Genomic DNA, 25,379 nt, shown 5'->3' with positions numbered 1-25,379 from the left:
TGACTATGAATACTTTGTGGTTGTATTGACCCTAAAAAGTGTAAACCATGTAAACCCACTTTTTGCCTTGTGCTGGTTAAAAATGAATACTGGTTTTAGCTCCCTCTCTTTTGGAGAGGGCTCGGGTGAAGGGCTACTTATGCCCCAGGGCGAAATTGATAAAATTGCTGGTTAGACCATAATCCTCAGTACCCTTGCGGCGGATGAAGAAGAAATCGCGGGTGATCTTCAGGCCTTCAATGGGTACTTCTACCAGGTCACCTTCGGCCAATTGGCGGATGATGGACGGGCGCGGCATAAAGCCCAGGCATTGGTCGGCCAGGAGAAAGTTTTTCAAAGCCTCGGTACCACCCAGGCGGATCTTTACCGATAGATCGGCCGGTTTGATATGCAGGGCCGAAAGCGATTTTAACACCGCATTCAATGTGCCTGAACCGCGTTCCCGTACCGCCAATGGCGTTTTTAACAATTGTTTTAGTGTAAGCGATTTACCCGCCAGCGGACTTTTAGCCGAGCATACCGGTATCACCTCATCGCTCATAAATGGCGTATAAGATACCGTGGTAAGCTTGTTATCCACCTCGATGATGCCAATATCCACCTCATGGTTAAGCAGGGCGTTCAGGATATATTCTGAATTTCGGTTCACCAGTTGCACATCCACATTGGCATACTCACGCTGAAAGCCCGAAAGTATAGAAGGCAAAATATACAGGGCGATAGTAGTACTGGCCCCCAAACGCAAATGCCCCGCCGCCTGCGACAGGTTACTGAGCACAGAAAGATCATACTCTATCTTGCGTTCAATTTCGGTAGCCTGTTGCAGGTATTCGTTGAGTTTGTTACCCGCATCGGTAAGTAAAATGCTGTTACCCTTACGCTCAAACAAGGGTACTTTATATTGATCTTCCAGCGCCTTAACGTGTTTGCTGATGGCAGGCTGTGTAATAAACAGCACCTGTGCAGCCTTACTGAAACTCAGGTTAGCAGCCACTTCCATAAACACACGGTGAGCAAAGGATATCATTTGGCTAAGTTATCATTTTAACTTCTCAAAAAAGCGTCCGTTGAATTTATAGGTGATCAGTTTATGGGTCATTTTATGATTATAGTCAACCAGTGGCGTGCGGATAGTTTGTGTAGCTTTGTCAAAATAAATGGCCGGGTATGATGGCCAGTCGGCTATGGAGCTCACATCAAAATCATAATGCAGCTGGCTGTACACCCCGGTCGGCGTTTTGATCAGTGGTGGATTACTGATGAGCTTTCCTTTATCAATAGTAAATATTTTCAGGCCCTGTCCGGCTTTTGTAGCCGAATAAACCGAATTATAGGTAGCTAAATAATAGACTTTGCCGGCAGTAGCAAAAGTGTATATTTTGGGGTACCAGAGGGACACGTATCCTTTTTTACCAATAGTATCCATTTTTAACAGCGAAACCGTTTGTCCTGCGTTTTTGTATTGCAATACGTTATAAATATCAAAGCTACCTTTAACGCCCAGTTGTGTGTTCCAGGAATAGGTACGGAAAATGCCATCGGCAGAAGTAGCTATCACCAAACGTTCTTTAATCAATGAGGTAAAAGGCTGGTTAATGGTAGCAGGATATTTGGAAGTATAATACTTAAGTTTAAACGCGAATATTTTATTTTGCTTCAACAGCGAATCCATCGCTTTCCATTCCTTTTTGTGCGCGCCGTAATAGTTTACTTTCTTCAATATCCGCAGCAGATCGCCTTCAATAGCCTGCGGACTATCCTGTGCAAACAAACGGGCTGAAGCTAAACAACAGCAGAAAACAACTATCAGCTTAATGGTTTTCATGGGAAACATTCGGCAATAAAAATAGGGATAATCAACCGATCATCCCTATTAAAAATATTATCTAAGTTAAATTATTCTACTTATGCTTCAACCGGCTGACCGATCAAATGCGCAGCTGCCAGGTACTCGGCAATTTGCACGGCGTTAGTAGCAGCACCTTTACGCAGGTTGTCTGATACTATCCAGCAGTTTAGGGTATTGTCCTGGGTTTCGTCACGGCGGATACGGCCTACAAAAACCTCATCCTTATCATGCGCATCAAGCGGCATCGGGTATTTCAGGTTGGCAGGATCGTCAACCACAACAATACCTGGCGATTTAGCCAGCAACTCACGTACTTCGGCCAGGTCAAAATCGTTAACAAACTCAATGTTAACCGACTCTGAGTGGCCACCCATAACCGGGATCCGTACAGTGGTAGCAGTAACTTTAATACTATCATCGCCCATGATCTTTTTGGTTTCCAGGATCATTTTCATTTCTTCCTTGGTATAACCATTCTCGGTGAAAACGTCAATCTGCGGAATCACGTTCAGGTCGATAGTATAAGGATAAACTTTCGGTCCGTCGATACCTTTACGTTCGTTAAATAACTGGTCGACAGCTTTTACGCCGGTACCGGTTACCGATTGGTAGGTAGAAACTACTACGCGTTTAATTTTGTATTTATCGTGCAGTGGTTTTAAAGCCACAACCATTTGTATGGTAGAGCAATTCGGATTGGCGATAATCTTATCATCAGCGGTCAATACATCGGCATTTACTTCGGGCACCACCAGTTTTTTGGTAGGATCCATGCGCCATGCCGATGAATTGTCAATAACAGTTGTACCAGCGGCCGCAAATAAAGGAGCCTGCTGTAATGAAGTGCTTCCGCCGGCCGAGAAAATCGCTACGTCCGGCTTCATCTTAATCGCATCCTCAACAGAAACCACCTTAAACTGCTTACCCTTAAAAGTAATTTCTTTACCAATACTTTTCTCTGAAGCTACGGGAATTAATTCTGTAACGGGGAAGTTGCGTTCTGCAAGAACCTGCAACATTTTGGTGCCTACTAATCCTGTAGCACCTACTACTGCGACTTTCATTTTGTTGTTATTTGTTTTTGATCTATAATGAAGCTTCCATCGGAGGTTTCATTTTGTTTAATTGTTATATATTAAAATGTTAAACTCCAAATATGCGATTTTTTTTCGAGGAATTGAACTTAATCTATCAGATTGGTAGTTTATATGATTATTGAATTATCAATTTATTGAATTATGGACTTGGTTTTCCCTTTTGTCTTGATTCTTATCTCTTGATTCTCATATCTGCAATATGGCGTTGCCTCCGGCCCGCGCTATCCGCTCATAGGGCTGCAGGCATTAGGCACGAAACCGGTATCCGCTGCTATCGCAGTTTAATTATTGAATTAGTGATTTAGTGAATTACTGAATTTTGTCTGAACCATGATTTTTCGGATTGTAGGATTACATGATTTCTTCATTATTCGATTAAACTCATTTGTCATCCTGAGGAACGAAGGATCTATTCTTAAAATGCATACCGTTTAATAGATGCTTCACTCCGTTCAGCATGACAAACATATTGTAAAAGATTCCCTTCTTTTTCCCGTCAGCAGATAAGCTTCGGGCGAAAGCGGGCAGAACAATGGTGGCTTGTGCGGCTGCGGGGCATAGCAAGTTTTTGCTGAAGCGCCGCTGGGATTGCGCGAACGAAGTAGGGCAAAATAATTGCAGCCCTGGTTCTGCCTGCTTTGCAGGGCAAAGGCCAAGTGCGGCAAAGAAGCCTCTCTGCTGAAAGCCTTTTGGTTACTTTGTGGCCACAAAGTAACTGGCCCTCCCGCGGCCAAGAGTGGGTCTTGAACTATTCAAAACCACAATTCATTCCAATAATGATCTTAATCAACTCCCCGGCCAGGAGCGGCTCCCGAACTATTCAAAACCACAAATTAACCACTCACATAATCTAACCTAATCAACTACTCTCCTAACAAGAAATTTTTACCTTTGCCTAAACTCAAAAATACATGAGCGAAAAGATTTTAGTGATAGGAGCCAACGGCCAGATAGGGACAGAACTGGTTGTTGCTTTACGAAAGATACACGGCGCCGAAAGCGTTATAGCATCCGATATCAATGATCCGGGTTATGCCATACGCCACAGCGGCCCATATGAGCTGGTGAACGTGCTGGATAAGGACAATCTGCACCACATATTTGATAAACACCGCCCTACACAGGTTTACCTGCTGGCAGCTATACTCTCGGCCGTAGGTGAACAAAAACCAAAATTGGCCTGGGACTTGAACATGACCGGCCTCATCCACATACTTGATTTTGCCGTGGAGTTTAAAACCGCCAAAGTTTTTTGGCCAAGCTCTATAGCGGTATTCGGGCCAAATTCGCCGCAGTTCCATACGCCGCAATATTGTGTAATGGATCCTAACACCGTTTACGGCTTCAGCAAACTGGCCGGCGAACGCTGGTGCGAATATTACTTTACCAAATACGGGCTCGATGTGCGCAGTATCCGCTATCCCGGCCTCATTGGCTGGCGGGCCAATCCGGGCGGCGGCACCACCGATTATGCCGTGCATATATTTCACGAGGCACTAAAAAAAGGAAAGTATACCAGCTTTCTATCGGCTGATACCGCTTTGCCGATGATGTATATGGATGATGCCATCAGGGCCACCATATCCTTAATGGATGCCCCGGCCGAGCAGCTCACCATCCGCTCATCCTACAACCTGGCGGGTATCAGTTTTACCCCGACTCAACTGGTCGAGGAGATCAAAAAACAGATCCCGGATTTTGAGATCAGCTATGCCGAAAACGATCCGCGGCAGGCCATTGCCGATAGCTGGCCAAAATCAATTGATGATAGTTATGCCGAAAGAGACTGGGGCTGGAAACTGGAATATGATTTGGCAGCCATGGCCAATGATATGTTAACTAATTTAAAAAACACCCTATAAGCTAAAGGCCGAAAGCGTAAAGCAAAAAGCTAAGGGTTTGAAACTTATATAAAACAAATATTATATTTAACCACTTTACCCCAATTGGGTAAGCAGTTATAAATACTCAGGTTGATCTATGAACCATCAACCATGAACAATGAACTAAAAACATGGGAAGAGCATTTGAATTCCGCAAAGAAAGAAAATTTAAACGCTGGGCCAAAATGGCCGTGCAGTTTACACGTTTAGGCAAAGAGATTGTGATGGCCGTGAAAGCCGGTGGTGGTGATGTTACGACCAACTCGCGCCTGCGCACCGCGGTACAAAATGCCAAAGCGGTAAACATGCCAAAAGATCGTGTGGAGGCTGCTATAAAAAGAGCCGTGAGCCGCGACGAAAAAGACTACGAAGAAATTGTATACGAAGGTTATGCACCACACGGAGTAGCCGTATTGGTGGAAACCGCTACCGATAACACCAACCGTACGGTAGCCAACGTACGCAGCTATTTTACCAAAACCGGTGGTTCGTTAGGTAAAACCGGTTCATTGGATTTTATTTTTACCCGCAAATCGGTATTTACTTTTGAGCCGGGCGACCGCGACCTGGAAGAGCTGGAATTTGAATTGATTGATGCCGGTTTGGAAGAGCTTTTTGTGGAGGCCGATGAAGAAGGTAAAGACATTGGTGTGATCCATACCGCGTTTGAGGATTTTGGTAAAATGCAAAAAGCATTGGAGGAACTGGGTATCGAACCAAAATCGGCAAAACTGGAGCGCGTGCCGCAATCATTCCACGAAGTTACCGAAGAGCAGGTGGCCGATATCATGAAACTGATAGATAAACTGGAAGAGGACGACGACGTACAGGCGGTTTATCACAATATGGCGGAGTAAGCCCCACCCAACCCTCTCCTAAAGGGAGAGGGCTTTAAAATAAAAAATATGTCATTGCGAGGAGGGGCGACGAAGCAATCGCGAACCAAGCGAAGCCGACGTCTTTTTGACTTTTGAATTTTAACTTTTTAATTAAAAAATGCCTCTATTCAGTTCACGTAAGGAAGAAAAAAAGGTAAAAGTAACTTTTGCCAACGGCTTGCTTTTTGTCGAAAAACCGGATGGCAAGCAACAGGCGTTTCCGCTGGAATGGTTCCCGAAACTGATGAACGCTACCGACGAGGAGCGGGATGACTGGAAACAAATCGATAAAGGCATCCACTTTAATCAACTTGATCTGGACGTGAATTTTTAAAATAGAAGCAAGAGATAAGAGTCAGGAATCAAGACGAACTCCATATTTATCTTGATTCCTGATTCTTGTTTCTAATAGTCTGAAAAGAATATGACTTTCGAAGAGTTTTTTAAAAAAAAGAAGATCGATCTGGTGGCCCTTGAACAGGGTGAGCGGTCGCTGTTTTCTGAATTTAAAACGCACTTTGAGCAAATGGGCGAAAAAAGTTTCGACCATACCAAAAAATACTGGTTCAATAAACTCAGGCGACAGTTCCCGGCCGCACCAGAAATAAAAACAGAAAAGGTAAGGATAGAGAACCCTCTGGCTGAGCAAACCATTACCGAAAGCCTTACAGAGCAAGCGGCGCCATCACCTAAACTGGGGTTCGCGCCCAAATTCAGGGCTGGTGGAATTGCCAAACCTACAGAAGAAAAGCCGGAAACCCAAGCAGACGAAACTACACCTGCTGCTGATCAAACCACTGTCAAGCCGGCATTTAAACCCCGCTTTAATCCAGGCATGGTAAAGCCAAAGCCAGAAGAGGGGGCGACAGAGCCAGAGAAAGAGCCCGAATCCAAAGAAGAAAATATTACATTAGCAGCCGACGCTCCAAAGCCGACATTTAAACCACGTTTTAATGCCGCTATGGTGAAACCCAAGCCTGCGGATGAAACTACCGCAGAGCCGCAAGAAAAGCCCGAAGCGAAAGAAGAAAATACTACACCACCAGCTGATGCTCCCAAACCGGCATTTAAACCCCGCTTTAATGCCGCTATGATGAAGCCGAAACCAACTGAGGAAACGCCTGAATCACCAAAAGAGCCCGAAGCGAAAGAGGAAAATACTGCGCCACTTGCCGACACTCCGGCAAAGCCAGCCTTTAAGCCTCGGTTTAACGCGGCCATGATGAAGCCAAAACCTGCTGAAAGCGAGCCTGCGGCAGAAGAATCGCAGGAAGTAAAACCGGAGATAAAAGAAGAGCCTGCAACACCTGCCGAGCCCGCTACTCCCAAATTAGGTTTTAAACCGAGGTTTAACCCAGGTATGGGAAAACCAAAACCTGCGGAAGCAGAAACGGCACCAGAAGAAAAGCCGGAAGATAAAATGGATACTCCTCCACCTGCGGAAGAACCTGCTCCCAAACTTGGGTTTAAGCCCAGGTTTAATGTAAAAAAAACGCCGCCGAAGCCAACTGAAGAATAACTGATAGTATGTTTTCTCCACGCGTCATTGCGATTGCATAGTGTGGATAACCGACCGTAGGGAGCTCATTAATACCTTGAAAAAACAATTAACAATATTAATAATCCCCTACTTTACAGAGGCTCCCTGCTAATCGGGGATTGCCACGTCGTTCCTCCTCGCAATGACGCGTGGAGAGATTGTTAGCTTCTATTTACTATGCGAAAACAGCCAGCTAAACAGATCCGGCTCCTTAAAGGCATAATCCCAGCTGTTATGGTCAACGCCTGGGTAAAGGGTAAACTTAGGGTTACCACCGGCTTCCTTAATAGCAGCTACCATCACTTCGGAGTGATCGGCCGGAACAACACTGTCCTTACTGCCATGGAAGATCCACAGCGGTACCTTTTTGGCGTATTTTTTAGCGTTCAGCGTATTGTCGCCACCGCAGATGGCAAAGGCCGCGGCAAATATCTTGGGTTCGCGGCCAATAATTTCAAATGTGCCCATGCCGCCCATGCTCAGACCGCCTACATATACGCGGTGTTTATCAACAAAAGGTTTATCCAAAAACTGGTCGACCAGCCCCATGAGTAAGTGCATAGCTATAGTGGGTTGTTCATTTACCTGGAATACGAATTTGCGTTTTTGTGTAGCAGGATCGGTTTCCTGCTGTACGTTTGACCAGTAGCTGTTGGCCGGGCACTGCGGGAAAACTATAATGGCTTCATATTTTTCGCGCACACTGTCCTGCAACAGGCGCGATGGGCCATATTTTAATTGCGACTCATTATTATTACCACGTTCACCCGCACCGTGCAGTACAAATAACAGCGGATATTTTTTGTTAGGGTCGAAATGTTTGGGGAACAGTAAGCGGTAAGGTAAAGTATCGCCTTTTAAGGCGTAGCTGCCGCGGTCAAAAGAAGATAGATTTTGGGAACGGGCCGAAAAAGAAAATGCTAAGAGTAAACTTAGCATTCCCAGTATAAATTTTTTGTGGATCATGGGCTATGTTTAAGATCTGTTTAATTCAATAGTTGTTAAACAAATTTAATACCTTTTGATCTACATTTTTTTAATATTTTTTATTACTTCATCACTCATGTCATTTCGAACGAGGTACGAGGAGAAATCTTATACGTTGAGTGTAGCGAAAAATCTTATAAGATATGCAAGGTGAATCTCGCAGGATGTATAAGATTTCTCCCTCCAGTCGAAATGACAATCGGTTTTTACTTTTTATTTTTTCGCTATCGCCGGGCTTTCAAAACCCAGTTTGGTAAGGCCATGCTGTACTTCGGGGCAGCTCATGAATAGTTTCCAGAGCAGGCCGGTACGGTAGTTTTCGATCATCACGATGATCGGTCCCTGGTCAATGGCCAGGTATGATTTGGCGTACCAGTTATGCGATTCGCTAAAGGCATCTACAAAACCGTACTCGCCCCAGATCTTATCGCCCAGGTCATAATAAAAATGGCGCAGGGCTTTCATAGAGTACTCTGGCGTATACGGAAATGCCGACAGCGCCGCCGTTGGTGTGATCACCCCCAGGTCGTTTGTAGGCGAATGGGCATTGTATCCCTCGAAATTATCGCTGGCGGTAAGTCCCCAGCAGTTTTCGCCATAGCCTTTAAATTTTTTGGGATTATCTACACAATAAGCGTGATTAATGAGGGTGTGGTTTTTGTTCTGCTCCCAGTAATCGGCATAGTTATCTTTTAACCCTTTTGGGTTTAAGCCCAGGAAGGAGTATTGTGAAAAGAAAAGCGGACCGCCGTAATCAAAACCTAAAGGCAGTTTAAAGCCATAAAATGTTTTACCATTCTTAAAAAAGTCGCTCTGGGCCCATCCTCTGTGGTATACATCGGCACTTACGGGGTAGCGCTGTGCCGAGGCGGCCAGTACGTAGGTGATCAGGCATTCGTTAAAACCATGTATCGGGAAGTTCATGGCCCATCCGTTATTGGGGCTCCAGTGCCAGTACAGGGCGTCGCGGCCATCTCGGGTGTACCAGTCCCATTCCATTTCACTCCACATCCAGCCAATCACGTCGCGGATGCGTTGCTCCTGCGGGGTATTGGCTGTAAAGTATTGACGGGCGCAAAGCAAGCCCTGGAAAAGATAAGCCGACTCCACAATGTCGCCGCCATCATCCTTACGGCCGAAGGGAATCACCTTACCGGTTTCGCCATTGAGCCAGTGCGGAAAAGCACCATGGAAGGAGTTGGCTTTATATAAAAAGTTTACAATTTTAACCATGCGGTTAACCGCCTGCTCATGCGTTATCCATTTGCGGCTATCGGCTACGATGATAGACATGATGCCAAAACCCGATCCGCCGGTGGTTACCACCTCGTTGCCATAGTCAAAAGAAGTATTGCTGCGCTCGCGGGCCAGGCCGCTCACCGGGTGACCAAAATCCCAGAAATAACGGAAGGTTTGGCGCTGCACCACATCCAGCAGGGCATTATCGCTCAGGTTTTTGATAATGCCAACGGGTTTAATGGTATCGGTGCTGGCTATTGCCGGTTTTTGCGCCAGACAGTATATGGCCAGGCATAATAAAAAAGGGGTTAACAGTATTTTTTTCATGTAGATTGTATATGCGGTTTGCTTACTGACAAAACCCGGAGAGGGTTAAAATGGCTGCCTGCCCATGAACAGACAGCCGGTAAATAAACCAATCGAACTAATTAATATCCTGGATTTTGTGTTAAGGCGCCACCGCTCAGGTCAATTTCTGTTTGCGGGATGGGCCACACTTCGTTTTTGCCGGCTTTCCATCCGCGTGCGCCAAAAACAGCGGTACCACGGCCCTGGCGTATCACGTCAAAGTAACGCTCAAACTCCATGGCAAATTCAAAACGGCGTTCGTTATAAATAGCGGTACGCAAAGCCGCCTGGTCTGTTGTAACTACATTGGGTAGTACACCCGCGTTTACACCACGTGCACGTGTACGTACCTGGTTAAGCGGGCCAAGCGCCGCGCCTGAATTGCCCAGCTCGTTATTGGCTTCGGCATTCATGAGCAATATATCGGCATAACGCAGAACGATCTTGTTTTGCTGACAACCTTCGTTAAAGCCCGATACATAAAGCGCGAATGGCACGTATGATTTCTGGTTGTACATAGGATTGTCACCGGTTGCCGGGATTTTATCACCTTCGGGCGTGGTTTCGCCCCTGAATATGATGGTTGCATCACGGCGTGGGTCGCCGGTTTCATAAGCCGCAGCCAATTCCGGACTTGGTACGTTAAAACCCCAGCCACCACCGGTTACACCACGCACACCCTGTACCTGTGAGTATTGGGAGTTTGAGGCGGCAGGGTTGTTCGGTATCAGAGCACACTGGATCTCAAAAATAGACTCCTGGTTGTTTTTGTGCGTTGTTCTGAACATTTGCTCATAATCAGGATATAATGAATAGCCCATGCCCATCACCGCGGTAGTGTAAGTAGCCACATCGCTCCATTTTTTGAGGTACATAGCCACTTTAGCGTGCAGGGTTAAAGCAGCGCCTTTAGTTACGTGCCCGATATCGGCAGCAGCGTAGCTTTGCGGTAATACGGTGGTTGCCTCGGTCAGGTCTTTCTCTATCTGTGCCCATACCTGGTCTTTAGGTGTGCGCGGCAGGTTATATTCCGATGCATCTTTGGGCAGGGTTATGCGCAATGGCACATCGCCAAAAGCCCTCACCAGTCTGAAATATTCATAGGCCCGTATAAATTTAGCTTCGGCCAGGTAACGGGCTTTCAGAGCCTCGTCCATGCTGATGCCAGGTACATTGGTGAGTATCTGGTTGGCAAAATTGATGGTTTGATACTGTCCTTTCCAGAAACCGCCTAACTGGGCATCACCCGCAGTAATGGTAAAGTTATGGTAATCATTAAAAAAGGTAGCGTCGCTGGCGGTACTGCCTTTTTCTACATCATCAGATCCCATGCTTTCAACAGCGATAGGGGCAAACGCGATGTTGTTCCACTCGTGCAGGTTGGCGTACATGGCGTTCACGGCCTTGGTAGCATCGTCCTGTGTTTTAAAAAACTGCGTGGCTGCTGTATTTTGAGCCGGGTTAACATCTAAAAAGCTTTTTTTACAGCTTTGAAAGGATATAGTGGATGCAATAAGACCTAAAACCAAGGCTTTACGCACGAATAAATTTTTACTGTTCTTCATCTTTATATTGATTAAAAAGTAACGCTAACGCCAAAATTATAGATCGCATACAATGGGTAAACGCTGGTATCAATGCCGCGACCGGTAACAATGCCGCCATCACCCACCGTTCCGCCAATCTCGGGCGAGAAGCCTTTATAGCCAAAAATGTTGATTGGGTTTTGAGCGTTTGCAAATACCCTTATTTTTGATATTTTCCATTTGCTGAGCAAACTGGCCGGTAAAGTATAACCTAACTGCGCGTTCCGTACCCTGAAATATGCCCCGCTTTCTACATAAAATGAATTTGGTGCCGCGTTGGAGTTTTTGCCAATATTAACAGAAGGGTAAGTGGTTGAAGTGCCTGCGCCATGCCAGCGGTGGTCATAAAAATCCTGCGTGAAGTTCTCGTTACCAAAGCGGTAGGCCAAATTGGCGTTGTACACGCTTACACCTGTTACACCCTGGAAATCAATAGCCAGATCGAAGTTTTTATAGGTGAAGGAGGTATTGATGCCATAGTTGTATTTAGGCAGCGGGCTACCCAGTGCTACACGGTCGCGGCTGTCAATAATACCATCGTTGTTGGTATCCTGGTAAATAAAATCGCCTCCTTTTGCCCCTGGTTGTTTTACACCGGTTGATGGTTGATCTTGTTGAAAAATTCCGGTTACTTTATAGCCATAAAACTGCCCTATAGGCTGACCAACAACCGTACGTGTTGCAAATGCACCGTTGGCAATACCGGCACCGCCATCATAAATCGGGTTGTTTCCGGTTATTACGTTAAGTACTTTGTTGGTGTTGATACCCAGATTGGCGCTGATGCTGTAGGAGAAGTCTTTTGATGCCTGATCTTTCCAGCTTACTAAAAATTCAAAGCCCCGGTTACGGATGCTGGCCTGGTTACCAATGATAGAGCTGTTGTTGGTGCCCAAAGAGCCTGCTACCGGTATAGCAAAGATTGCATCCTGTGTTTCGCGGTTGTAATAATCGGCCTCAAAGGTTAGTTTGTTGGAGAACAGACCGCCTTCTATACCAAAATCAGCTGATACCGTTTTTTCCCATACGATAGATGGCGGTACAATACTGTTGATGCTTGCACCGGGATAAACCACTGATGGATTACCGAATATGGCTGTCAGGTACGGGTCTGTTGCTATCACCTGAACAGTTGGATTAATAGGTACTACAGAGTTACCTACCTTACCCCAGCTTCCGCGCAGTTTCAAATTGCTGAATACCTGCTGATCTTTCATGAAATCCTCGTTGGTAACCACCCAGCCGGCACCTACCGAAGGGAAGTAACCATAGGTATGGGCACCATAAAATTGCGATGCGCCGTCTCGACGGATAGAAGCATTTAACAAATATTTGTCTTTGTAGGAGTAATTAACACGTGCAAACTGTGATAACGCACGAGAACGGATCTGCCTGCCCGGGGTTGCCAGGTAATTTACCTTGGCCGTATCCGGGAATGATGTTTGCAGGTTGCCTTTTGAAGAAAAGGGCACATTATCGGCCTGGGCATCGTTTTGCCTGGTTACATTTTCAAGGGCGCTGTAGCCTAACAGAGCGGTTAACTTATGGTCGTTGTTGATTTTAAGATCATAAGTTAAGGTGTTTTCCCATATCCAGTTACGCACATCGGTATGGTCAACATTCAAATTAGTTTTATTGCTGAACTGTTTAACGGTTGCCTGATATAACGGTACGAATGTTCTTACTTCGGCCTGACTTACATCACCGCCAAAGCTTGATCTGAATTTCAGGTTTTTCAAGATCGAAACCTCACCATATACATTATAGGTAACGCGTTTGTTTTTGGAGCGCTGGTTGTAAAAATCGATGGTTGCCTGCGGGTTGTAGTTATTACCATCGCCTGTGCCATAATCATTCGGATCGCCATAGCCGCCATTAGCCTTGCGTACCGGCAGAGTTGGCGCTGCACCAAACAGCTGACCAAAAATAGTGGTAGGCACATCTCTTGAAGTGCTGGACAGGCCACTGGCGGTATAACCCAGTTTTACCGCTTTACCCAATTTAAAATCATTCGACAGGTGCAGAGTATAACGTTTGTAATTATTGGTTTGTACCAAGCCGTCCTGATCAAGGTACCCGAAAGAATAGTTGTAAGTGTACTTGTCGGTACCACCGCTCACAGATACTTCATGATTGGTGATAAAAGCTTTACGCAGGATCTGTTTATACCAGTCGGTTCCGGTTCCAAAGCTGGCCGGATCGCTGAATATAGGAGGATTTGGAGTACCATCCGATTTGGGGTTTAGCGCAACAAGTTCATTTACTGCGGTAGCATATTCGGTGCCATTGGCCATTTTTACCTGGTTGGTAACGGCCTGTACACCTACATAGCCATTATAATTGATAACCGGAGCGCCTTTTGCGCCACGTTTGGTGCTGATCAACACAACGCCGTTGGCAGCCCTGATGCCATAAATAGCTGTACTTGAAGCGTCTTTAAGGATGCTGAAGCTTTCGATATCCTGTGGATTCAAAAAGCTGATATCATCGTACCACACGCCATCAACCACAAAAAGAGGTTTGGTATTACCATAAATAGTACCCAAACCACGAATGGTAATATCCGGTGATTTGCCGGGAGTACCATTGTTGGTGATCTGTACGCCCGCAACCTTACCTTGTAAACCGCTCACCGCGTTTGGCGATGCCTGTTTAGCTACATCTGCACCTTTAACACTGGTGATGGAGCCGGTAACATCAAGCTTGCGCTGCGTACCATAACCTATAACTACTATTTGCTGCAGTTCGTTGGTTTGGGGTAACAGTGTAATATTGATACTGGTTTGGCCATTAACAGGGGTTTCCTGTGTGGCATATCCCAAATAGGTAAATCGTAATGTTGCATTGGCTGGTGCGTTAATGGAAAACGCGCCATTAACATCTGTTTGGGTTCCTGTTGTTGTTCCTTTTACCGAAACGGTTACACCTATCAAGGCCTGACCGGTATTGTCGATTATTTTTCCTTTTACTGCAACGTTTTGTGCAAACGCTGCGTCATATGAAAACAAGAACAATAACATTAACCCCGAAATAGTAAAAAATCTCTTCATAGTGGTTAATAATAAAATGATAGAATAGAATAATTGGTTTATTAGTTCTACAAAACTCAGGAGATATTACCCGTTTATCAAAAAAATTAACTCAACATTAATACATCATGAATAAAACACTTTCTCAAGTGAAGCTGTTTTTGTTTATAACAATCTGATTGTTAAATTATTAACAACTGTGGATTGATTGTGTGTGTACTACAACATTAAACGCTGTCTGTTAAACATTTATAAACACTTTGAGAGGTAATGATGTAGTGTTATAGCTCGATCAGAAACTCTGTGAGGTTTTTATCATGCTCCAGATTGAGCTTTTTACGCAGCCGGTAACGCCTTATCTCGACACCGCGCAGAGAGATATTCAGGAGTGATGCCATTTCTTTACTGCTCATGTTCATGCGCAAGTAAGCGCATAATTTAAGGTCATTCGGCACCAGGTCCGGGTGGCCGGACTTGAGTTTTTTGAAAAAGTTTTCATGCGCCTCGTTAAAACTTTTCTCAAATATGTTCCAGTCGCGCTCATCATTCATGCCCTCGTCAATTACTTTTTGGATGCGTCGTAACTGATCGTCGGCCAGTTTTTTGCCAGAATTATCTTTAAGGTGTGCTATTTCTTCGCTGATCTTTTGCAGCAGCTCATTTTTATAAACCAGGTTCATGGCCGAGTTGGCCAGCTCGCGGCTTTTACCGGCAAGGTCGGCCTGCAGCTGTTCATTTTTAATATTGATGATATGCTGTTCGTTGGCAATAGCCTCCTGTTTTAAAAATTCTTCTTTCTCTTTTTGCAGTTTCTCCTGTATATGCAGCTGGTGGCGTTTTAATTTGAGGCGGTAATAATATCTTATGAGGTAATAGGCCAAAATGAGCAGCAGCACATAAAAAACGATAGCCAGTTTGCTGGCATACCAGGGAGCAAGCACCGTAAAGGTTAGTGTAGTAATGGCCGATATATTTTGATCATTGATTTTGGCCCTCACTTTAAAATGATAAGTACCCTGGTTAAGATTGGTAAATTCTTTCTGGCTTTGCGACGTCCAGTCAGACCATTGCCGGGAGTATCCCTCCAGGTAATATTGAAACTTCACCTTGGCCTGTTTGTAATAAGGTAATGAATAGGCGATACGGATATTGTTTTGCGCGTAAGGGATCTCGATAGTGTTATTGGGGCTGTTCATATCGCTGATCACGTAAACCTTATCGGTTACATTTTCAATGCGGCGTATCAGCACCGGTGGAATTTTTACCGAGCTGGGCAACAGCGCGTCGCCATCGTTCAGGATCACAAAGCCATCGTCGATACTGATGAGGTAAGTTAAATTATTGATACGGTTAATGGTTTCATAATGCTGCACCATTTGCCCGTTAAGTACCGTGAATCTGTTGGTATCGATACTGGTTTTGCCGGGTACCGAAAAGTCGGCCAGCGCTACGCGCCCGTGATTGATAAACCAATACCGTTTACCCAGCGCTTTGATGATCTTACCCGATGATGCGAATGTGCCCAATTTTTTATTGAGCTGGGTGTATTTAAAAAAGCGGTCGGTGATATCGTCATAAATATAAAAACCAGAGTCGGACGAGAATACCACGTGGTTGTCCAGGTCAAACACATTAACGTTATAGCTGCCGGGCAGGCCGTATTTGCGGTCGTAATATACGCTGGAGGTTACCTTTTTTAGATCGCTGCTCAGCGTGAGTTTATAAATGCCCTTATAGGCATGGCTCACCCATATTTGCCCTTTGCTGTCCTGTTCAATAAAGCGCGAGGGCTCACCAAAATTCTCTACCTTATGACTAAATACCCAGTTACCGGCCGCGTCTTTTTTATACACCGCCAGGCCGTTGTAAATGCCTTGTATCAGCAGGTTGTTGTTAAGCTTTTTGATGGTCCAGCCCCCGGTCATTGTCGAGATTTTGGTAATGGTATTACCATTTACCTGGTAGGTGCCATTATTATGGCCGCAAAGCAGCCGCCCATCCTGTAAGGAAAGGTCCCAAACCTGCCCCTGTGAGCCCGGTATCAGCTTAAAATCAAATGATTGAAAAAGCTGGTTGTTATCGGCTATCCAGTCGCTGTAAAAAAGGCCCTGGTTGGTGCCCAGATATATTTTGTTGTTAAAAATAATACTGGCATAAACCGTTCCGAACCTGCCGGTTTTATCAAAGTAAAAATATAGCGGCGAGTTTACTTCAATACGGTCTATACCGTTATCAAGCCCCGCCCACAGGTTTTGTTCGCTATCGGTATATAAACTTAAAACGGTATTATTTTGCAGGCCGCTGGCTTTATTGATGTGCTGTACTACATGCCCGGCGGTATCAACAATTACAATACCGTTGAGGATGGTGCCATAAGCAAAATATTTACCCGGGATAATGGCCCCGTTATTGAGCTGATAGGTTTTTAAAAAGTCGTTTGCCTGGTTGGCCCAGGGGGTTATATGGATGCCGTCATAAATAAACAAACCATTTTGCGCGGTACCTATAATATATTTATTGTTCTGGAACGGGAGGATCGACAACACCCCGCTGGTGCCCAAAATATTGCTGCCCTGCACATACTCAAGCCGGTTGCCCTTCAACTCAAACAAACCCGCCGATACCTGCTCTACAAAAAAGCGTTTACCTGCCTGCAACAGGAACAGGTAGGGTTTGGATGCTTTAACAACAGTAATACTGCCTTTGGCATAAATAAATATGGCGCCGAACGATTGAAACAGCACCCTGTCGCCATCGATGTATATTTTCCAGATCTCCTCGTTAATGGGCCGGTATTTTGAGGGCACGAGACTGATCAGTGAGGTATATTTTAAGAAGCCCTTATTATCATCCTGCCAATAGCCAAATTCGCCAAAGGCGCCGGTATATATTTTGCCTTTGCCATCGGCCAGAACGGAGCGTACAACCAGATCATTAGGCATGTGGTGCTGCTGCCAGTATTTGCCATCGAAACTTAGGAGGCCCTCGGCATTGCCAAAGTACATAATACCCTGCTCGTCGCGCGTGACTGACCAGTTTTGATTGCCCGACTGGTATATGTTTTTGGTATAATTTTGCACATAAGGTACACCTATGCTCTTGATATCAACCGCGCCGGAATAAAAAATTGTAGTAAAAAACAGGTATAAACCAATCCAAATAGCTTTACGCATAGTGCTTTATAACAGATACCCAAATGTGATCAGTTGTACGAAAATACAGTTTGAGCGCCGGATAAAAAACAATAGCCGCTATATAATTGTAATTACAACAAGCATAAAATGGCTATTGCAGATACTAAGCTATTTGCTTAGCTTGCATTTAAACAAAGATAAACTATCAAACATGAAGAAACTATTTACCATGCTGATGCTCGCTGTAATGAGCTTTGGCGCCGTTAGCAGCTACGCGTTACCACAAACCAAAAAAGACGGTACTGCCGATAAAAGATACAAAGCCAACAAAGTAAAATTAAAGAAAGACGGAACGCCCGATAAGCGCTATAAAGCCGCCAAACCGGCAGCGGCCCCGGCTAAGAAAAAAGCTTAATAAACAAAGAACCCCGGTGATGCTCACCGGGGTTCTTTGTTTGGTGGATTCTGTCCATCTTACACGTCATTGCGAGCGCAGCGTGGCAATCCCCGACTTACAGAGACGCTCTGCCTATCGGGGATTGCCACGTCGTTCCTCCTCGCAATGACGTGTAGATAAAAAGCGAGGCAAAAACCGGGGGAGTCTATTCGCCAGCCAACTGTATCTTTCCTTTTTTCTGCACGTTTACAGGCTGCGGTACTTTTACATAATAGCCTGTACCATCATACTCCCTTTTGCGGGGATGGCTTTGGCAGGCATCGCTGCAGCAGCCTTCTAATTTGGTGCCGCATTCATCGCATTGGGTAAAATGCTCATTGCATTCGGGGTTGGCGCAGTTGATCATTTTGGGCGTAACCTTGCCACAATTGCGGCAGGTAGATATCACTACAGGGTTCACGCTGTTTACATCAACAGAAAGGCGGTTATCAAAAACATAACATTTGCCTTCAAAATCCTCGCCACCGGCTTCCTTACCGTATTTGATGATACCGCCGTGCAGCTGGTAAACATCCTTAAAACCTTCGTGCAGCAGCAGGGCCGATGCTTTTTCGCATTTAATGCCGCCGGTGCAATAGGTTAATATCTTTTTATCCTTGTATTGGGCCAGCTGATTGATCATCTCCGGGAAATCTCTGAAATTTTCGATATCCAGCGTTACCGCGTTTTTGAATTTTCCTAAGGAATGCTCATAGTTCGAGCGTACGTCAAGCACTACCACATCGTCGCGGTCCTTCATCGCCAAAAAATCTTTGGGTTCCAGGTGTTTGCCGGTTTGCTGCTGCGGGTTGATCACATTCGGATCGCGTAGGCCCGAGTGTACGATCTCGGATTTATACCGCACGTGCATTTTTACAAAGGAGGGGGTGTCCACCACATCCACCTTAAAATCGATACCGGCAAAACGCGGGTCGGCATGTACGGTATCCATATAGGTTTTGCAAGCTTCTGTAGTGCCCGAAACGGTGCCGTTAAGTCCCTCGGCTGCTACAATAATGCGACCGGTTAATCCTAAACTTTTACAAAATTTTAAATGATCGGCAGCAAATTGCTCCGCATCAGCTATTGTTGAATAACAATAGTACAGTAGTGTATTATATTGTGCCATAATCCATTGATACCGCTGCAAACGGTGTTAAATGAGGCGCAAAGATAATAATTTGTTGATTAAGTTAAGCGGTTGATTGAGTTGATTAATTAATTAGGTGCTTTTTATATAACCACTCACTTAATCAACCCAATCAACCATTCACCAAACCCCTACCTTATACCATAAAATATCCTGAAGCCCTGTATATATTTCTGGTTACCGGCGTAGGATATACCATAGTCAACCCTGAAAATGAGGCGTTGTACACCTATGTAAAACTCCCGGTAATTGGTGTTGCCTTTGGTGGTGAGGTAATTGGCGCCTATCAGTTCTTCCAGTTTCAGTTTCCGCAGCAGGGGTATCCGGTTAAATATCGAACCGGCAAAATTATGCTGATAGTGTGCCTCCAGAAATGCTCCGTTGGTGCTATAGGTATAGAATGGTAAGAAATGGAAACTGCCCACATAGGTTGGGTCGAAGGTTAAACCCTGGTTACCCAAAAAGTGGTTGTAATCCATATAGTACAGCTTGTTGTTGTTAAAAAAGCCACCCGCAGATACTTTAAATGATGAGAAACCGGTTAGCCCTACGCGGATGTTATTTTGCGAAATATCTGCCGAGGCGAAATCATAATCCACATCCGAGCCGAACGCGTTTTTGATACCCTTACGATAGTTAACGGTTAGCGTTGGGTATTTTGACGGCAGATTGAATTTGCCGGTTGGCCGGGTTTCATACTGCTGATCAAAAGTAATAATAGCCGATGCCGTGAAAACAAGCGCCTGGTTATCCGGAAATAATTCCGAATGATCCTGGGGCGGTGTTCCCGGCGGGGCTAATGGATTATTGGAGGTGAATTCCCGGTCCTTCACGTCTTTCAATTTCCCGAAAGCGGTATTATATAACTGGCTGCGGCTGGCATAGCTCAGATTGCCGTTCAGCAAAACGCCATTCAGTACTTCGCGCTGGTAACCGAACATGCCGTAGTGCGAACGGTAATATTTTACATAGTTGTTTTCGCTGAGCAGGGTACTCAGGGTATTAAAATATAACGACCGTGTACCTACGTTGTTCAGGTCGAGCACATCGCTGCCAAAACCAGCAAAGAACTTGGCATTATGAAAAGGATCGTTCCGGTACTCACCATACATATTGGCGCTGAGTGTTTTGTTGGAGAAGCCATACCGCAGATCGGGCGTTATGCTGTACGCCCTCAAGCTGTCTAAAACGTGTGTATATTTTACCTTGGCATTGATGCCAAAACCCTCTACCGTGTTGTAATAAAATGTTTGGATGAAAGGGTATATGTATAACGAGTCTTTTTCGCTGCGGTTGCTGGCATGATAGCCAAATATCAGGTATCCCGGATAATTGATATGATTTTTGTGGTGCTGCAGGGTGTCCAGATATTGGTTGGTTTTTTTAAAAGCGGCTATGTTATCCTTTTTTTGAATATCAAGTGCCTCTTCTTGAGTTAACGGAACGGGGCGTGCCGATGCCCAGTAGTCTTCTGTTTTTGAATTAGCCGTGGTATCAACCTTTAATATTTCGCCGGTAAAAAATTTATCGGGGAAGGTAGGATTGATTTTATAGTTGTTGTAAATGGTATTATAATAGCCGCCAAACCGAAATCCCAACACCTTGCCTTTAAAGTTAAACTGTACCGATGCGGGCATCCAAACGCTGTCGGTAACGGCAACGTATTGTTGCTTTATCTGCAAGGTATCAATCAGGTTGATATTGCTCCTCTGGTTGGTTACGTATAAATCGGCAGCGTATATGCGCCAGTCGCCCTCCACAATGTACAGATTACCTTCAAAATACTGGCCATGTCCGCGGCGGGGTATCACCTGTATCTTATCAATGGTGCGGCCATTCTCTACCGAAGTGCCCAGCAGTTTATACCGGTAAAAAATACTCGCGAACGAGGCTACCGGCGATACAAAGCCGCGGGTGCTCAATCCATTAATAGCAAATACATTCTGATAAAAATTCACCTGCAGATCCGACGCTTTATTATAGCTGAATGCCGTATTTATCCCCGACATTTTTTTTGCGATGGAGATCTCCCGTACTTTATTAGGCTTCTGGAAACTGAGATCGGATAACGACTCCGACTGGTAAAGGATCCCTCTGCCATTGGTATCAAGATCAAGCGTTTGCCGCACCGCCGGTGATAACAAGGATTTTGGCGCGCTCAGCAACCGTTGTACACCCTTAATATAAACAGCGCAGGAGTATGATGTGGCTTCCTCAATATAATACTTGCGTTTTTTGATCACCTGTTTCATGATGGTATCGCCGGCATCGTGGTTTTTTTGATAAACGGAGGCTACACGATTGGTGGCAAATACTTCGTCCTGCATCTGCACGTCCAGGCGTTCGTCATGATCGGTTATGGTTACGCTGACAATTTTTTCATTATAACCCACCACCCGGTAAATTACACGATAGGTACCCGGGCTCAGTTTAAACTGGTAGGCCCCATCCTCATTGGAGGTGGTACCGTAAGTGGAATTCTTGATATATACCGACGAAAACGGGATCAGGTTGTTTTGCTGATCGGTTATCCGGCCCGATAATAAATATTGTTGTGCCGAGGCATTTATAGCACATAACACGATAAAAATCAATAGTATGCAGTTTTTCATATTCTATAACTAATGAATACGTTTTAACCGCAAAATGTTTTAAATGTGCTTAATAAATATTTAACAATAAGATATAATATCGAACACGGGACATCGAATGTTGAATAATGAAGTAAAGGATAGCATAGCGCAAAGCTGACTCACCCGGTCTACGCTTCGCTGGACCACCCTCTCTTCGCCTTCGGCGGAAAGAGGGTAAAGAAAAAGAGTTAAAGAAAATGAAAATCCCCTCTATGCGCGAAGCGGAGAGAGGGTGGTCCAGCGAAGCGATGTCGGGGTGAGTCGAATCGGCGTTTGATAATATTAAACACGGACCAAAAAGTTCGGTGTTCGAAATTCAATATTCATTAGTCGATATTATTTCTTGCACCAATAGTGGCAATCGCTCATCGGTAACCCAACACAGCTTTTTCACGTATTAATCAAACCCTAAGTAATAAAGGATCAATAGATCTTTCCTCCCCCTTTGCCGATCTGAACGAGCAAGTAAAACCACTTATAACCAATTATCAACTACATTATGAAAAGAAGAATCAACAACCGTTATTTTAAAATTTATCAACACAAAGCAAACCTATTGCTACACCGCGGCAAACAGCTGGCCGTAGTTTTAAGCATAGCAGTCCTCGGTGTTTTTGCCAGCTGCAAAAAAGCACAGGTAGCTGGTACGGATAATGATAAAGTAAACTCTGCAACCACCCATATTGGCCTGACCGCGGCACCCTTTCCTACTAAAAGCGAGGCCCTGGTAGCCATGCAGGTTTACAATAATCATTTTTATAACCAGTATGGCACGTATGGGCCCTCCTACAAGGCCTATTATTGGAAAGATGACAGCCATGCCGGGCGCATGGATTTCTGGACGCAACAGGAAGCCATTGAAACGCTGATAGATGCCTACAACATTAACCCAAGTACAGATTTTTTGAACAAGATCCAATATCTGTACAATGGTGTTCGTGATGGCTACGGTACCCTATGGTCAAATAATATTTATAACGATGACGTAGTTTGGGGATCGTTAATGTGCATAAGGGCTTATCACCTCACTAATGATGGCGGTCAGCTTGACATGGCCAAAAACAACTTTAACATGATGTGGAACCGTGCCTGGGACACTTCGGCATTAGGTGGCGGATTGTGGTGGAACACCAATAACAACACCAAAAATACCTGCGTGAACGCGCCGGCAGTCATTTGCGCTATGCTGTTATATCAGGCCACCGGCGACAGCTCCTATAAAACAAAGGCCAAGCAAATTATGGATTGGATGATAGCACACCTGTACGATGCTAATACCGGCGAGGTTAAGGGCGCTATTATTCCCAACGGAACCATTACCGAGGGCGCGCTTTCCTATACGCAGGGAACTTTTATTGGCGCTTGTGATCTGCTGCGGTCAGAATATCCATCGGTTGATTACCTGGGGATAGGCAAAAAGGCAATGGATTATGCTATGGCCAGTTTATGCAATTCGGCTGGCGGTATATTGAAAGACGAAGACGGTAACGCCGATACACAGGGTATGAAAAGCATTTTTGCCCGCTGGGCCTGTCAGTTTGTGCAGCATACCGGCACAGCCGGTACCTACGGCGCCTGGCTCGATCTGAATGCCGGGCAGGCCTGGTCTATCCGTAACTCCTCCGGCCTCATGTGGAACATCTGGGGCACCCGTACTTCAGATACCCAGGTGATCAACGCGTTCCAGGCTACCTGTGGTGTATCTATGATGAACAACGCTTATCTGTACCATTAAAAACTAAACTTGCTCGTTTGGTGAAAAGTCCGGGGCTAATAGCCCTGGACTTTTTTAGTTCATTTTTTAGTTCCCTCCCAACGGGAGGGGTGCGGCTGGATGGTGCTCTGGCAGGGAGGGGTTATCTGCACGATGCAAGTTTACAAGGCGTAGAAACCCCTTCCTCCCCTTCCCGAGGGAAGGAATCGCACCAGCTCCGGACTTTTTTTATAGGGTGTCATGCTGAGCTCCGTCGAAGCATGGTGGGCAGGCCTCTGCGCGCGTCCTTCGACAGGCTCAGGATGACAGCTCCAGCTTTTTAAACATCGAATGTTGAATAATGAGACAAAAGATAGCCTTGCGCATAGCCTACTCACCCGGTCTACACTTCGCTGGACCACCCTCTCTTCGCCTTTGGCGGAAAGAGGGTTGAGAATTAAAGAAAATAAAATCCCCCCTATGCGCAAAGCGGAGAGAGGGGTGACGAGCGCAGCGATGTCGGGGTGAGTCAAATCGGCGCCAAATCGCGGTTATTTTAATCTTTCGTAGCCAATAGCTTGTTCAGCTTGGAACGGGTATCGGCAAACTCTTTAAGTGTTAGCGCTTTTCTATAATAGGCAATGGCTTTGGCTTTGTCCTTCGCGGCGTCATAATAATCGCCCATGCTGTCATAAACGTTATAGCTGTTGGGGTAGTTTTTGATGTTTAGTTGTAAGAAAGCGAAGGCCATTTTGGGACTTCGAGTTATCAGGCTAATGCCAAAATTGTTGATCACGTCTTCCGGTAGTGCAACTTTGTACCCCATTTGTTTAGAGATATTATCGTAATGCGATTGGATTTCGGCCAGCACTTCCTCCGGATTTGAATCCTTACCGAATATCTTCATTATCGTTTCCTGGGGAAGGCCGTAGTTTTTAAAGAAAAAGCGTAAAGCATCATATTCCGTGATCAGGGGTACTGAACCATGCGTGTCGTTATGGTAATATTTATACGCAAACTTTAATTTGTTGGCAGCAGTATCGCTTTGAATCATATCCCTGAGCTTTAATATCGCCCGGATATGAGAGGTTGCAGCCGAAGTGTCTTTCCTGGCTTGAGTGGTATCCGTCATACCCTTAGGCATGGTGTTGGCAATACCTATGAACAAGGATTTGCCCGAATAATTTTTTTGTTTCAGTACTTCGCGGGCCTGGTTTAGCAGAATGCCACGGTCCCACCACATACTGGGATCGATAGCGATATAACCGTTGAACATATTGGGATGATTGATCAATGTGTTGATCACCATCGATCCGCCGAGCGAATGGCCGATGAGTATCTTGTAGGAGGTGGTAGGATAAATAGAATCGATGTGCGGCATTAGTTCCTTCTCGATAAACGAGGTGAAGTTTTCGCCGCCGCCCGAAGTTTTTAAAGCAGCAATCCTGTTGGTGGTCAGGTCGCGCATCCTGTCAGTGTTGGGTATGGCCACAACAATCATTTCGGGGCACACGGAGCCACTGAGCTGTTGTATCATACCCGTAACCGAAGGAAAATGAGAGTCGCCATCCAGGAGGTAAACTACCGGGTATTTTTGCTGGGCGAACGTTGTATCACGTGCCGGAACGTACACCCAGAGTTTACGGGTTTCATTCAATATTTTCGAGTGAACGCTATCAACAACGCCCATAAGAATAAGGTTATTTTTGATAGTTTGCGCTTTCAGTGCTGTTGCCGAGAACAGGCTCAAAAGGCAGAAGACAATGGCTTTTTTTAAGGGAGTTAGATCTGCGTTCATCATATTTAGGGTTCTTCAGATTGAGGGGCCTATCAAATCTACCTATAAAAAGGGTAAAAGCTTTAAAGCCCAAACTAAATAATGGAGTAAAAGCCAGAT

General features: G+C 45.2%; 17 protein-coding genes. 6 read left to right on the top strand and 11 right to left on the bottom strand.

Features of this window, described 5'->3' with window-relative positions; translation table 11 throughout:
- Positions 1-133: 133 nt before the first annotated feature.
- From ACTJKG_RS00770 to ACTJKG_RS00760, 3 genes are all read right to left on the bottom strand, one after another.
- Positions 134-1,027, bottom strand: coding sequence for a LysR substrate-binding domain-containing protein (locus tag ACTJKG_RS00770; protein WP_172336153.1), 894 nt, complete (start codon positions 1,025-1,027; stop codon positions 134-136).
- A 12-nt stretch (positions 1,028-1,039) separates the two neighbouring features.
- A complete protein-coding gene (locus ACTJKG_RS00765) occupies positions 1,040-1,825 on the bottom strand; it encodes a hypothetical protein (RefSeq protein ID WP_440738081.1) in 786 nt (261 codons plus the stop codon).
- Between the two features lie 80 nt (positions 1,826-1,905).
- A complete protein-coding gene (locus tag ACTJKG_RS00760; RefSeq protein WP_172336155.1) occupies positions 1,906-2,913 on the bottom strand; it encodes an aspartate-semialdehyde dehydrogenase in 1,008 nt (335 codons plus the stop codon).
- 944 nt (positions 2,914-3,857) lie between these two features.
- Here ACTJKG_RS00760 and ACTJKG_RS00755 point away from each other — a divergent pair.
- The 4 genes from ACTJKG_RS00755 (at position 3,858) to ACTJKG_RS00740 (ending at position 7,226) form a co-directional block, all read left to right on the top strand.
- Positions 3,858-4,808, top strand: a complete 951-nt coding sequence (locus tag ACTJKG_RS00755) for an NAD-dependent epimerase/dehydratase family protein (RefSeq protein ID WP_440738080.1) — start codon at positions 3,858-3,860, stop codon at positions 4,806-4,808.
- 152 nt (positions 4,809-4,960) lie between these two features.
- Positions 4,961-5,686, top strand: coding sequence for a YebC/PmpR family DNA-binding transcriptional regulator (locus ACTJKG_RS00750; RefSeq protein WP_172336157.1), 726 nt, complete (start codon positions 4,961-4,963; stop codon positions 5,684-5,686).
- 139 nt (positions 5,687-5,825) lie between these two features.
- Positions 5,826-6,041 (top strand): DUF2442 domain-containing protein, encoded by a 216-nt coding sequence (locus ACTJKG_RS00745; protein ID WP_440738079.1) that lies wholly within the window; start codon positions 5,826-5,828, stop codon positions 6,039-6,041.
- A 90-nt stretch (positions 6,042-6,131) separates the two neighbouring features.
- The gene (locus tag ACTJKG_RS00740) at positions 6,132-7,226 is read left to right on the top strand and encodes a hypothetical protein (RefSeq protein WP_440738078.1); all 1,095 of its coding nucleotides are present in this window, start codon (positions 6,132-6,134) and stop codon (positions 7,224-7,226) included.
- 189 nt (positions 7,227-7,415) lie between these two features.
- Here ACTJKG_RS00740 and ACTJKG_RS00735 read toward each other — a convergent pair whose 3' ends face one another.
- The 5 genes from ACTJKG_RS00735 to ACTJKG_RS00715 all read right to left on the bottom strand — a co-directional run bounded on the left by ACTJKG_RS00735 (position 7,416) and on the right by ACTJKG_RS00715 (position 17,609).
- Entirely contained in the window at positions 7,416-8,213 is a 798-nt protein-coding gene (locus ACTJKG_RS00735) for a prolyl oligopeptidase family serine peptidase (RefSeq protein WP_440738077.1), read from the bottom strand.
- Between the two features lie 234 nt (positions 8,214-8,447).
- Positions 8,448-9,800 carry a glucoamylase family protein gene (locus ACTJKG_RS00730; protein ID WP_440738076.1) on the bottom strand — a complete coding sequence of 451 codons (1,353 nt, stop codon included), beginning with the start codon at positions 9,798-9,800 and terminating at the stop codon, positions 8,448-8,450.
- 101 nt (positions 9,801-9,901) lie between these two features.
- A complete protein-coding gene (locus ACTJKG_RS00725; protein ID WP_440738075.1) occupies positions 9,902-11,386 on the bottom strand; it encodes a RagB/SusD family nutrient uptake outer membrane protein in 1,485 nt (494 codons plus the stop codon).
- Positions 11,387-11,397: 11 nt separating this feature from the next.
- The gene (locus tag ACTJKG_RS00720) at positions 11,398-14,457 is read right to left on the bottom strand and encodes a SusC/RagA family TonB-linked outer membrane protein (protein WP_440738074.1); all 3,060 of its coding nucleotides are present in this window, start codon (positions 14,455-14,457) and stop codon (positions 11,398-11,400) included.
- Positions 14,458-14,717: 260 nt separating this feature from the next.
- Positions 14,718-17,609: a ligand-binding sensor domain-containing protein gene (locus ACTJKG_RS00715; RefSeq protein WP_440738073.1), complete on the bottom strand. Its 2,892-nt coding sequence runs from the start codon at positions 17,607-17,609 to the stop codon at positions 14,718-14,720.
- A gap of 172 nt (positions 17,610-17,781) precedes the next feature.
- On the opposite strand from ACTJKG_RS00715, the gene ACTJKG_RS00710 reads away from it, so the two are divergent.
- A complete protein-coding gene (locus ACTJKG_RS00710) occupies positions 17,782-17,985 on the top strand; it encodes a hypothetical protein (RefSeq protein WP_172337713.1) in 204 nt (67 codons plus the stop codon).
- Between the two features lie 187 nt (positions 17,986-18,172).
- Here ACTJKG_RS00710 and trhO read toward each other — a convergent pair whose 3' ends face one another.
- Together trhO and ACTJKG_RS00700 are read right to left on the bottom strand one after the other, a co-directional pair.
- Positions 18,173-19,135, bottom strand: coding sequence for an oxygen-dependent tRNA uridine(34) hydroxylase TrhO (trhO, locus tag ACTJKG_RS00705; RefSeq protein ID WP_440738072.1), 963 nt, complete (start codon positions 19,133-19,135; stop codon positions 18,173-18,175).
- Between the two features lie 152 nt (positions 19,136-19,287).
- A complete protein-coding gene (locus tag ACTJKG_RS00700) occupies positions 19,288-21,768 on the bottom strand; it encodes a DUF5686 family protein (protein WP_172337711.1) in 2,481 nt (826 codons plus the stop codon).
- A gap of 520 nt (positions 21,769-22,288) precedes the next feature.
- Here ACTJKG_RS00700 and ACTJKG_RS00695 point away from each other — a divergent pair.
- Positions 22,289-23,524 carry a glycoside hydrolase family 76 protein gene (locus ACTJKG_RS00695; protein ID WP_172337710.1) on the top strand — a complete coding sequence of 412 codons (1,236 nt, stop codon included), beginning with the start codon at positions 22,289-22,291 and terminating at the stop codon, positions 23,522-23,524.
- 514 nt (positions 23,525-24,038) lie between these two features.
- Here the strand turns inward: ACTJKG_RS00695 and ACTJKG_RS00690 are convergent.
- Positions 24,039-25,283 carry an alpha/beta hydrolase gene (locus ACTJKG_RS00690; RefSeq protein WP_440738071.1) on the bottom strand — a complete coding sequence of 415 codons (1,245 nt, stop codon included), beginning with the start codon at positions 25,281-25,283 and terminating at the stop codon, positions 24,039-24,041.
- Positions 25,284-25,379: the final 96 nt, after the last annotated feature.

Source organism: Mucilaginibacter sp. 22184 (assembly GCF_052045695.1).
GTDB lineage: Bacteria > Bacteroidota > Bacteroidia > Sphingobacteriales > Sphingobacteriaceae > Mucilaginibacter.
This window is presented reverse-complemented; position numbering and strand designations above follow the sequence as displayed.